This is a genomic window from Rhodopila sp., assembly GCF_965276935.1.
In the GTDB taxonomy this organism is placed as follows: Bacteria; Pseudomonadota; Alphaproteobacteria; order Acetobacterales; family Acetobacteraceae; genus Rhodopila.
Genome location: NZ_CBDIBS010000004.1, coordinates 1,341,832 through 1,353,299 on the forward strand (window position 1 = coordinate 1,341,832; position 11,468 = coordinate 1,353,299).

General features: G+C 64.9%; 10 protein-coding genes. 2 read left to right on the plus strand and 8 right to left on the minus strand.

Features of this window, described 5'->3' with window-relative positions; all coding sequences use genetic code 11:
- Positions 1-131: 131 nt before the first annotated feature.
- From ACQY4S_RS22485 to ACQY4S_RS22515, 7 genes are read right to left on the minus strand one after another with little or no spacing between them, the layout of a single operon-like run.
- A complete protein-coding gene (locus ACQY4S_RS22485; protein ID WP_428487427.1) occupies positions 132-1,484 on the minus strand; it encodes an LLM class flavin-dependent oxidoreductase in 1,353 nt (450 codons plus the stop codon).
- Positions 1,485-1,500: 16 nt separating this feature from the next.
- Positions 1,501-2,454 carry an oligopeptide/dipeptide ABC transporter ATP-binding protein gene (locus tag ACQY4S_RS22490; protein WP_428488476.1) on the minus strand — a complete coding sequence of 318 codons (954 nt, stop codon included), beginning with the start codon at positions 2,452-2,454 and terminating at the stop codon, positions 1,501-1,503.
- Complete coding sequence (locus ACQY4S_RS22495; protein ID WP_428487428.1) at positions 2,451-3,506, minus strand: ABC transporter ATP-binding protein; 1,056 nt, start codon at positions 3,504-3,506, stop codon at positions 2,451-2,453. The genes ACQY4S_RS22490 and ACQY4S_RS22495 overlap by 4 nt, the downstream gene beginning before the upstream one ends.
- A gap of 6 nt (positions 3,507-3,512) precedes the next feature.
- Positions 3,513-4,382 (minus strand): ABC transporter permease, encoded by an 870-nt coding sequence (locus tag ACQY4S_RS22500; protein WP_428487429.1) that lies wholly within the window; start codon positions 4,380-4,382, stop codon positions 3,513-3,515.
- On the minus strand, positions 4,382-5,356 hold the full coding sequence (locus ACQY4S_RS22505) for an ABC transporter permease (protein ID WP_428487430.1): 975 nt from the start codon (positions 5,354-5,356) through the stop codon (positions 4,382-4,384). The genes ACQY4S_RS22500 and ACQY4S_RS22505 overlap by 1 nt, the downstream gene beginning before the upstream one ends.
- Positions 5,353-7,029 (minus strand): ABC transporter substrate-binding protein, encoded by a 1,677-nt coding sequence (locus tag ACQY4S_RS22510; RefSeq protein WP_428487431.1) that lies wholly within the window; start codon positions 7,027-7,029, stop codon positions 5,353-5,355. The genes ACQY4S_RS22505 and ACQY4S_RS22510 overlap by 4 nt, the downstream gene beginning before the upstream one ends.
- Positions 7,026-8,390: an LLM class flavin-dependent oxidoreductase gene (locus tag ACQY4S_RS22515; protein ID WP_428487432.1), complete on the minus strand. Its 1,365-nt coding sequence runs from the start codon at positions 8,388-8,390 to the stop codon at positions 7,026-7,028. Before ACQY4S_RS22515 ends, ACQY4S_RS22510 begins: the two co-directional genes overlap by 4 nt.
- A 283-nt stretch (positions 8,391-8,673) precedes the next feature.
- Between ACQY4S_RS22515 and ACQY4S_RS22520 the strand changes: the two genes are divergently transcribed.
- Both ACQY4S_RS22520 and mtgA read left to right on the plus strand, forming a co-directional pair.
- Positions 8,674-9,891, plus strand: coding sequence for a winged helix-turn-helix domain-containing protein (locus tag ACQY4S_RS22520; RefSeq protein WP_428487433.1), 1,218 nt, complete (start codon positions 8,674-8,676; stop codon positions 9,889-9,891).
- Positions 9,891-10,589 (plus strand): monofunctional biosynthetic peptidoglycan transglycosylase, encoded by a 699-nt coding sequence (gene mtgA, locus ACQY4S_RS22525; RefSeq protein ID WP_428487434.1) that lies wholly within the window; start codon positions 9,891-9,893, stop codon positions 10,587-10,589. Before ACQY4S_RS22520 ends, mtgA begins: the two co-directional genes overlap by 1 nt.
- 147 nt (positions 10,590-10,736) lie before the next feature.
- On the opposite strand, the gene ACQY4S_RS22530 is transcribed toward mtgA, so the two are convergent.
- The gene (locus ACQY4S_RS22530; protein ID WP_428487435.1) at positions 10,737-11,462 is read right to left on the minus strand and encodes a tetratricopeptide repeat protein; all 726 of its coding nucleotides are present in this window, start codon (positions 11,460-11,462) and stop codon (positions 10,737-10,739) included.
- Positions 11,463-11,468: the final 6 nt, after the last annotated feature.

An 11,468-nucleotide genomic window follows, 5' to 3' on the forward strand; every position in this document is an offset into this window, starting at 1 on the left:
ACCTGCCACGTCGCGATAGAGAGATGAGTTTCTGGAAAGTAGTTAACCGCGCGCTGATCAAACCGCATGCGATCCGCAATCAGCTCTGGACTCTCTGGGAGGGGTGGGATGTCCACCTGCTTGACAAAGTCCTATGCTCCGACCGCCTGCTTGATTCCGACGTATCGATTTGTCCGGAACCGGAGCCCCAGGTTTTCCCGCAACGTGGTGCCCTCATACTCGGTGCGGAAGATCCCCCGCCGCCGCAGTTCGGGTATCACCGTTTCGACGAACAGCTCAAGCGGCTGCGGGAAATACGGCGACAGCATGGTGAAGCCGTCCGCCGCATCCTGGGTCAGCCATTCCTCCATCATATCCGCCAGCCGCATGGCGGTGCCGACATAGACCAAGTGGCCCAGGCTGAAGGTGAAGCGCCGGGCCAATTCGCGGATGCTCAGGTTCTCCCGGCGCGCCAGGTCGATCATCATCTTCTGCCGAGCCTTGGCGGCGTTGCTGGGCGGCAGATCGGGTAGCGGACCATCCAGCGGGAAGTCACGTATATCCAGATTGCCACACAAACGTTGCACACTTGCCAGGGCGCCGTCGTCGGAGGCTTCCGACAGCATCATTTCGTACCGTTCCTGTGCCTCGCTCTCGGTCGCACCGAGCACGTAGCGGATGCCCGGCATGATGACGATGTCGTCCGTCGATCGGCCGTAGCGCGCCATGCGGCCCTTGACATCGGCGTAGAACGCCTGCGCTTCGTCCAGCGAAACCTGGGCGGTGAACACCACATCCGCGGTGCGGGCTGCCAGTTCCCGCCCAGGATCGGACGATCCCGCCTGCGCGACAATCGGATAGCCCTGCGGCGGTCGGGCGACGTTCAGCGGCCCGCGGACAGAGAAATGCTTGCCCTTGTGGTTGAGCACATGCAGCTTGCTCGCCTCGATGTATCGGCCGGTCTTGTGGTCGCGGATGATCGCGTCGTCTTCCCAGCTATCCCAGAGACCGGTGACCACATCATAGAATTCCTGCGCCCGCTCGTAGCGCAGCGCGTGGTCCATGTGCTTGTCCTGGCTGAAATTCTGCGCCTCGTCGACGTTCTGCGAGGTCACCAGGTTCCAGCCGGCGCGCCCCTTGCTGATATGGTCGATCGTCGCGAACTTGCGGGCGATGTTGAACGGGTCGTTGTAGGTCGTGGTCGCGGTGGCGACCAGGCCGAGGTGCTTCGTCACGGCTGCCAGGGCCGCAAGCAGGGTCAGCGGTTCCAGCCGCACGCAGCGCGCGGCTTCCGCCAATGTTTCGGCATTGCCGCCGGACAGATAGAACGCCGGTGCCACGGCGGCGCTGTCCTGGAAGAACAGCATGTCGAACTTGCCGCGCTCCGCCACCTGCGCCAGGTAGACGCATTCCTCGAAGTCCATGTCGGTGGGTTTCGCGCCCGGCATGCGCCAGTGGCCGGGCGGATGGCAGAAGGCGGTGAGCTTGAGCTGGCGTTTCGGCATGACAGGCGCTCCAGGCTTACAGATCGAGATGGCAGGCGGTCAGGTGGGCCGACGCGACCGGCCGCAGCGCGGGCTTTTCCACGACGCAGCGGTCGAAAGCGTGCGGACAACGGTCGCGGAAGCCGCAGCCGACGGCAAGATCCAGCGATCCGCCGCGGTTGTGCCGCAGCAGGATGGGTGCGCGGTTCTGCTGCGCGCGCGGCACCGGAACCGCGCTGATCAGCGCTTGCGTATAGGGGTGTCGCGGCCGGCGCACCACATCGGCGGTGGGACCGTCCTCGATAATGCGGCCGCGATACATCACCAGCGTGCGGGCGCAGACATAACGTACCAACGTGACGTCATGGGAGATGTAGATCGCGGCGAGACCCATCGCATCGCGCACATCCCGCATCAGGTTCAGGATGCCGGCGCGGACGCTGACATCCAGCATCGACACCGGCTCGTCTGCCACGATGAAGTCAGGCTCGAGGATCAACGCCCGTGCCAGTACCACGCGCTGAAGCTGCCCGCCGGACATCTGGTGCGGAAATGTTGCGAGGACCGACGCGGCATCAGGCAGGTGCACCTGCCGGAGGACCGCCTGCATCCGATCCTCCCGCTCGGCTTTTGCCACGCCGGCATTGATCAGCGGTTCGGCCAACGACTGGCGCATGGTGAACCTTGGGTTCAGCGCATCGAACGGGTTCTGAAAAACCAGTTGCGCCTGGGTGCGAAATGTCTTCAGCGCCGCGCCACGCAGCGACGCGACATCGGCGCCGTTGAACCTGATCTCGCCGCCGCTGGGTGGCGTCAGCCGCAGCAGCAGCCGGCCGGTGGTGGTCTTGCCGCTGCCCGACTCGCCCAGCAACCCGACGGTCTCGCCGCGGCTGATCCGAAAGTCCAATCCATCGACCGCTCTGGTGACGCCGCCGCTTGTGGTGAAATGCTTGGTCAGTCCACGCACCTCGACCAAGGCCGTGTCGGTCATCGCATCCACGTCGTCGCCTCCATGGCGCGTTGCCGCAATATGCCGGCTTCAGCGCTGCGCCAGCAGGCGGCCTTGTGGCCAGGTTCGATCTCGACCAGCGGCGGTACCTGAACAGTGCAGCGCGTGACGGCGAAGGGACAGCGTGGGGCGAAGCGGCAGCCGGCCGGCGGCTCGTGCAGGTCGGGCGGGCTGCCCTGGATCGGCACCAGCAGGTCCGCCGCCCGCTCCAGGTCCGGAAAGGCATTGCACAGGCCCATGGTGTAGGGATGCGCCGCCGCACCCAATAGCGCGCTGCTGGGACCGGATTCCACGACCTGGCCGGCATACATCACCACGATGCTGTCGCAGCAATACGCCACCACGCTGATGTCGTGCGTGATCATGATCACCGACAGGTGCAGCCGCTTCTGCAGGTCGCGCAGGGTGTCCAGCACCTCGCGCTGGACGATGACGTCCAGGGCGGTGACCGGCTCGTCGGCAATGACCAGCAGCGGGTCCAGCGCCAGGGCCAGGGCGATTGCCACCCGTTGGCGCATCCCGCCGCTGAGCTGGTGCGGGAAGGCGGCCAGCACGCTTGGCTCAAGCCCTACCATGTCGAGCAACGCCAGGGCACGCGCCCGCGCCGGCCGTCCACGCAGGCCGTTGCGGATCAGCACCTCCTTGATCTGCCGTTCCACCCGGTAGACAGGGTCCAGCGAGTTCATCGCCGATTGCGGCACGAAGGCGATCTGCTTCCAGCGGACCGCGCGCATCGCCTGCTTGTCCAGCGCCAGCAGGTTCTGGCCGGTGAATGTGACATTGCCGCCGGTGACGCTTGCATTGCCGGCCATCACGCCAGTCAGCGAGCGGGCGGCCGTGGTCTTGCCGCAACCGGATTCGCCTACCAGCCCGACCATCTCCGCCTGACCGACGTCAAAGCTGGCGCCGTCCACCGCATGGGCGATGCCCCGTCCGGTGCGGTAGGAGACGCGCAGGTCGCGTACCGACAGCAAGGCGGGAACGGCATGACGCAGCGGCGTGTGGGCATTTTCCGGTGCCAGCAGGTCGGGCATGAGCAGCTAGTCCCGCAGCCGCGGGAAAAGGAACTGCTCGTAGCTGCGGCTGATGAAGAAGCCGGCGGAAACCAGCAGCACGATGCAGATCCCCGGCGGCACGAACCAGTTGTACAGCCCACGCGACAGCGCCTGCGACACGTAGGCGTCCTGCAGCATGAAGCCCCAGGTCGTGGTATCCGGATCGGCGAAGCCCAGGAAGCTGACGCTGGCCTCGGTCAGGATCGCCCAGCCGATGGCGATGGAGCCGAACAGCAGCGCCAACGGCAGCACGTTCGGCGCGATGTGGTGGAACAGAATGCGCCAATGGCCTGATCCGGCGGTGCGCGCGGCCTCGATATACGCACGTTCCCGCAGGCTGAGCACCTGAGCGCGGATGATGCGCGCGGCATTCGGCCACAGCAGCAGCGACATGGCCAGCACCACGTTCCAGGTGGTCGGGCCGAGGAACGCCGCCAGCACGATGACGAAGGGCAGCAGCGGAATGCCCAGCGCGATGTCGGCCACGCGCATCAGCACGGCATCGACCAGGCCGCCGAAGTAGCCGGTCAGCAGCCCGACCAGGGTGCCGACGCTGACGACGACGACGGCGGCGCTGGTGCCGACGATCAGCGCGCCCTGGGCGCCGTGCACAAGCTGCGAGAAGATGTCGTTGCCGGATGTCGTCGTGCCGAGCGGAAACGCGGGGCTGGGCGGCAGCGCCGCCGCGAGGGTGCCATCGGGCCGGAACAGGATATCCCTTGGTGCATTGGGCGCAATGCTGTCGGCGAACAGCGCGACCACGATGAACAGCAGGTAGATTGCCATGCCCGCGACGAAATAGGGATCGCGGCCCTGCCGGCGCAGCGACACCGTCATGATGCTGGTGGTCGACATCAACGCTGTCCCACTCTCGGGTCGAGTGCGGAATAGACCACATCCGCCACGCAGTTCATCACCACCTGCGCGGCGGCGATCATCATGAACGCGCCCTGGGCCAGGGGATAATCACTGGCCGACACCGCCTCCACCAACCGCTTCCCGAGGCCAGGCCAACTGAACACGCTTTCCACCACCACGTTGCCGCCGAGCGACGAACCGATACCCAGCGCCAGCGCCGTGGCGACCGGCAGCAAGGCGTTGCGCGCGGCATGGCGGATGATGATCGACCACTCCGACAGACCCTTGATGCGGGACATCACGACGAATTCCTCCTGCATCACCTCCAGCATGTTCGATCGCATCAACAGGGTCGGCAGGCCTTGCAGGAAGATCGCCAAGGTCAGCGCCGGCAACACCAGATGGCGGAGAAAATCCAGCGACGCATAGCGCGCAAGGGCATTGGGGAAACTCGCACCGGGACTGGTGGCGCCGCCCGCCGGGAACAGGCCGAATGAAAAGCTGAACACCGCCAGCAGCACCATCCCCAGCCAGAATTCCGGCAAGGCTCGGCTGGCCAGCACCGCCGGCAGTGATATCGTTTCGATCCACGTGCCGCGGCGCGCCGCCAGGAATGCACCCGCCAGCGTGCCAAACGCGTAGGCGATCAGCAGCGAGGTCAGCGTCAGCAGCAGCGTGTTCGGCAGCGCCGCCAGCAGCAGCGTCCGTACGGGTTCCTTGTAAATGAAGGAGACCCCGAGGTTGCCCTGCGCCAGGTTGAACAGATACAGCAGGTATTGCTTCCAGAGTGGCTGGTCGAGCCCGAACTGGTGCAGCAGGATGGCCTGCTGCTCCGGCGTCATGGAGGTGTCGATGTAGGCTGCCAACGGCGATCCCGGCATCAGCCGGAACATGAAGAACAACAGCGTGGTGACCACCCACAGGATGAACACGGTCTGGCCAAGCCGCTGCAGAAGCGCCCTGCCGTTCACCCGCTGGTGATCTCCTCTTTGCGTCCCGCCGGATAGTGCAACTGGCCGCCCGCCAGCGTGTAGCCCGCCGCCGCCAGCAACTGCTTCGACTTCGCCAGGTCGCCGCCGGCCAGCAGGCTGTCCTCGGCGTGCCAGAACGGCAGCGCCGTGGAGACGCAGGACCCGGCCGGTTCCGCGTATCCGTTCCACGCCGCCGCCGCCATGATGCGACGGCTGATCGCGGTGGACAGTGCGACGCGGAACGCGGTGTCGTCGAACGGCGGGCGGCGCAGGTTCAACGCAATATACTGGAAGCCTAGATCGGTGGTGGTGACGACCTTGATCTTCGGCTCCTGCTTCGCCAGTTCGGCGACGTTCTGCGGGTCGCCGGTGAAGATCGCCAGGAAGTTGATCTCGCCGTTGCGCAGCATCCCCAGCGTTGCCTCCTGGTTGGACACCGTGCGCAGGATCCAGCGGTCCAGCTTCGGCGGCGACCAATGGTCAGGGTTACGCTCCAGCATGATCTCCTCCGGGTCGCGCCAGTGCACGAAGCGGAACGGGCCGGAGCCAATGCACTTTTGCTCCCGGTAGTCTTCCACCGTCTGCGACGTGCCTTCCAGGCCGTCCATGATGGGCTTCCAGACGTGCTTCGGAATGATCGCGATCTTCGACAGCGTGGCGGTGAAGAACGCGGCTTGCGGCGCCTTGAGCTTGAATTGCACGGTACGTGGCCCGGTGACGGTCACCGAGTCGATATTGGCGACGTTGGGATAGAACTGCGGCGCCTTGGCCTTCACCGCTGGCATTTGGAAAGAGTATTGCACGTCCTCGGCCGTGACCGGCTGGCCGTCATGGAATTTCATGCCGTCTCGCAGCACCGCCTCCACCGTCGTCGGATCGGTCAAGCGGACCTGCTCCGCGGCCCAGGGCACCGGGTTGCCATGAATGTCCACCCGCATCAGGTGGTCCCAGATCATGTCGGTGACCCAGCTTCCGATCGGGTCCATGTGCACCGGGTTGAGCGTCGACGTCGGTTGCGGCGCGTTCAGGATCATGTCCTTCTGCGCGCCAAGCGGTTTGGCTTGCAGAAAGCTCCAGAAGTTGCGGATGCCGATGCCGGCTTCCTCAACGATGGTGGCGGGATCCCAGATTTCAGTGTTGAAGGCCATCGAGCGGCGCGGATACACCAGATACACATAAGGCTGATCCCGCTTGATCAACATCTGGGTCTGCTTCACCAGCGCAACGCGCTTGTCGCGGTCCTCCTCGGCCCGCTGCGCCTTCGCCAGTCGGTCGTATTCCGAGTTCTTGTAGCCGACGAAGTCGTAACCGGTGTCGGCCAGGCCGGAATAGAACAGGCTGTAGGTGAGTTCGTCCGGATCGCTACGTTCCGGCCGTCCCACCATCTCCCACGTCGTCATGTCCCACTTGGTGCGGTTCATCCATACGGCGGAGCTTTGCTGCGTGGGCGGCAGCACCTGCAAGGTCACCTTCAGGCCCAGCTTGCGCCATTCCTGCATCGCGAGCTGCGCCGCCTGATACTGCGCCGGATCGTTTGCCTGCGGCTTGCTGATCAGCACCAGCGGGCGGATCGGATCGCCCGGTGTCTCGGCGTGCAACGGTTCGGCACCCAGCGCGAGTGCGGCGGAGGCGCCGCTTAACAGCGTCCTGCGGGTTGGCTTGCCATGCTTCATGACCTGATCCCTTGTCTGGATGCCGCGTAGCGGTTCGGCGGCACTGGAACACCAAGGTTTTCCCGCAGCGTGCGGCCTTCATACTCGGTGCGGAAGATGCCGCGGCGTTGCAGTTCCGGCACCACCAGATCGACGAAATCATTCAGTGGCCCCGGGAAGAACGGAAACAGCAGGTTGAAGCCGTCCGCCGCGCCGGCCAGCAGCCATTCCTCCATCGTGTCGGCAATGCTTCTGGCGGAACCATGCACCACCCGGTGCCCCTGGGAGGTGCCGAGGTAGCGCGCGATCTGTCTGATGGTCAGGTTCTTCTCGCGCGCCAGTTCCATGATCAGCGCCTGGCGCGCCTTCGCGGCATTGCTGGGCGGCAACGGCGGCAGCGGGCCGTTCGGGTCGTATTGATAGATATCCAGATCGCCGGTCAGGCGCGCCAGCGAGGTCATCGCCAGACGGTCGTCGATCAGTTCCTGCAACTGCTCGAACTTGTCTTGCGCCTCCGCATCCGTGCGGCCGGTGATCGGCATCAGGCCGGGCAGGATCTTGATGTCCTCCGGGGCGCGGCCATGACGTTCCGCCCGGCTTCTCAGGTCCGTGCGGAACGCCCGGCCGTCGCCGATCACGGTCTGCGCGGTGAACACCAGATCCGCGGTGCGTGCCGCCAATTCCCGCCCGACGTCGAAGGAGCCCGCCTGCGCCACGACCGGACGGCCTTGCGGCGTACGCGAAACGTTCAGCGGGCCGCGGACAGAGAAATGCGCGCCCCGGTGACGCAGGAAATGCAGCTTGTCCACATCGTAATAAAGCCCTGATTGCTTGTCGTGCAGGAAGGCATCGTCCTCCCAGCTATCCCACAGGCCAGCAACGACATCGTAGAATTCCGACGCCCGTTCGTAACGGTTGGCATGATCGACATGCCGGTCAAAGCCGAAATTGCCGGCCTCGTCCTCGACCTGCGAGGTAACAAGGTTCCATCCGGCACGGCCGCCGCTGATATGGTCGATGGTGGCGAAGCGACGGGCAAGGTTGTATGGCTCGTTGTATGTTGTCGTGGCGGTGGAGATCAGGCCGATCCGGGTGGTGACGGCGGCCAGGGCGGCGATCAGGCTGACCGGTTCCAGATGCACCTGCCGGCCCTGCGATGGCCGGTATGGACTGGTGCCGTCCAACGCGCCGCTGCCGCCCACCGCGGCGGTATCCTGCAGAAAAATGGTGTCCAGCTTGCCACGCTCCGCCGTGCGAGCCATCTCGACGTACCAGGGAAAGTGCATGTCGGTCTGTGGCACCGCGTCCGGGTGGCGCCAGCCGGCGCTGTGATTGCCGGGGGTGTAGAGGAAGGCGCCGAAGTGCAGTTTGGGGCGGGTCATCGCGCGGCACTAGCCAGCGTGACCCGGCGGAGCAGGCTCATGTGCGATCGGTCCATTCAGGTGAATACGGTGGCTTACGAGCATGCAGGTCCAGCAAGCGCCATGCCAGCAGATAGCAGCCGCGTCAGGTCGCCGCCGAATTCGTCGGCTGGCTGGGCTGCACGCGTCGGAGCTGCCTAATATCTAGCCGAAACATGGCGTTGATGCGCGACAAGGGCCTTGTTCCCAACTGGACCGGATGCGTCAGTCTGCCGCCGCGCACATCGGTCTGCTAGCCTGAACCATGTCCTCCGAGTCCCGTATCCGCCTCACGCTCACCACGTCGGAGGCCAGACGCATCTGGCTCCGGGCTCAGCGGCTCGATGCAGTCGCGCCATTCGGAACCGGACCCGAAGCGGTGTCCAGGGCGGTGGACCATCTAGGCTATGTGCAGATCGACACGATCAACGTGATAGAGCGCTGCCACCACCACATTCTCTGGACCCGCATTCCCGCATATCTGCGCGAGCATCTGCATCAGGCGCTGACCGTCGACAAGACCGTCTTCGAGTACTGGACGCACGCCCTTTCCTATGTTCCAGCCATGGACATCCGCTTCTTTCTGGCCGCCATGAAGCGCTACCGGCAATCGCCGAGGAACTGGTTCAGCTCGGTAAAGCAGGCAGATCTGCGAAGGGTTCTTGCGCTTGTTCGAAACGATGGCGCCCTGTCCATCCGCGACATCGACGACGAGGTGCTGATCGACAAGGAGCATGCCTGGGCCAGCCGGAAGCCATCAAAGCGGGCCTTGCAACTGGCGTTCTTCACCGGGGAACTGACCGTCAGCGCACGCCGTGGCATGGTCAAGACCTATGAGCTCATGGACCGCCATTTCGGCTGGGACGAACGGCCAAGGGCCGCGTCCGAACGGCAGGTCCTGGTCTACCTGCTCGATCGCGCGTTGCGGTCGCAAGGTCTGGTCAGCCTCGATTCGATCTGTCATCTTGATGCCGGCCGAAAGGCCCACATCCGGCGATTGATCGAAGCAAGAGTCCGCCGCAAGGCGCTATTGCCTGTCGCGATAGCGGGCGCCGGGAAGCTGGAACACTGGGTGCAACCCGAGGTGCTCGATATCCCGCCACCCTCTGCCCAGGCGATGGTCCATCTGCTATCGCCTTTCGATCCGTTGATCATTCAACGGAAGCGGCTGCGGCTGTTCTTTGACTATGGACATCGCTTCGAGGCCTATGTGCCAAAAGAGAAGCGGCTGCTCGGCTATTTCGCCCTGCCCGTGCTGGTCGGCGACGAGATCATCGCCGCCATTGATCTCAAGGCGGATCGGGAGAAGCAAAAGCTCCTGGTCCAGCAATGGACCTGGGTCGGACGCGGTTCGGCTCGATCACACAAGGCTTGTGTCGAGCAGGGACTGCATCGTTTCAGCCAGTTTCAGTTTGACCAGCGGCAACGGGTGGAAGCGGCGATGCCGCCATCCACGACCGACGCGCGATCAATGCCATTGTGATGTCGAGCCGCTCGCGACCGCCTCGTTCCGGCCGGCTTTTGCCATGGATCAGGCTTGCGGCGCTGATCCTGCTCGCGGGCCCCTTGGCCATCATCGTCGCGTTCCGGTTCGTGCCGCCGCCGGTGACACCATTGATGTTGATCCGCCTCGCTGAGGGCCACGCAATGCACCGGCATTGGGTCGCCTACGGGCGGATGTCTCCAGCGCTGGCGGACGCGGTCATCGCGTCCGAGGACAACCTGTTTTGCGAAGAGACCCTGGGTTTCGACTTCAAGGCGTTGCGCGGCCAGATCGAGGCGTGGTCGGACGGGGATCGCCCGCGTGGCGCCAGCACGATCACCACGCAGACCGTGAAAAACCTGCTGCTATGGCCGGGCCGCGATCCGGTCCGCAAGCTTGTTGAAGCGTGGCTTACGCCGCAACTCGCTCTGCTCTGGCCAAAGCGCCGGATCCTCGAGATGTATCTGAACATCGTGGAATTCGGGCCCGGCATCTATGGTGCCGAGGCCGCGGCACAATCGTTCTTCCGGAAGCGGGCGGCGGACCTCTCGCCGCATGAGGCGGCACTGCTCGCGAGCGTGCTGCCGCTCCCGCTTGCATGGTCGGCGGTTTCGCCTGACCCGCATATACGCCACCGGGCGTTTGTCATTGAACAGCGGGTCGCGCAGATCCGGCCGTTGCTTACGTGCGCCCGATAGGACGTGATACCAGTCGGTCGAGCGATTGGACCGGTCGGCACCGCCTGTCATCGTCATGGCCGCGTATGACCGTGGAGGCAGCGCGTCACCGGTTGATAGCAGATGGATGGCACGCCACTTTCGATCCGCGGCAGGCGCCGCGAGACGTTACGGTGCCTGCCGCAGCAGGTGGTAGCCGGAAAGCGCGGCCAGCACCTGCGGCTGTGGTATATCGGCCCGCAGCACCGAGGCGGCCTCGTCATCATCGCCGGCCAGCGCCAGCGCCACCGCCAGATCCTGGCGCATCCGCGGTGACGCGCCGGGGCTGCGCGCGAGCGGGCGCAGAATACTCAGCGCCTGCCGCGGATCGCCGGAAAGCGCCAGCGACAGCCCGAGATTGACCTGCCCGCCGACGTTGTCCGGATCAACCGTAAGGGCGGAGTGATAGGCGCGTTGTGCTTCAATGTGCTGGCCAAGCAGGTCTTTCGCAATGCCGAGGTCGATCAGCGCGGCGACGTTTCGCGGGTCGCGGGTGGTGAGCCGGAACAATACGCCCGCGGCCGCGGCCGGATTGGTTGCCAGCTCGAGTCGCCCCAGCCCGAGCGCCGCCCCGGTGTTGTCCGGTGCGATGGCCAGCGCCTGGTTGAAGCTGCGCGCCGCCTGATCGCGCTGGCCAAGCAGGGTTTGCGCCTCCCCCAGCCGCACCAGCGCCGGCACATCGCGCGGATTGGTGGCAAGCGCATGTTCGGCTATGTGCAGCGCGGTTTCGGGCGAACCGTTGGCCAACGCGACATCGGCCACATCGAGGCCAGGCGGCTGCGTTGAAAGCAGATTGTCGGGATGATTGGCGCAGGACGCGAGCAGCAGCAGCGAGAGCAGCAGGATGGAACGCATTTTGCG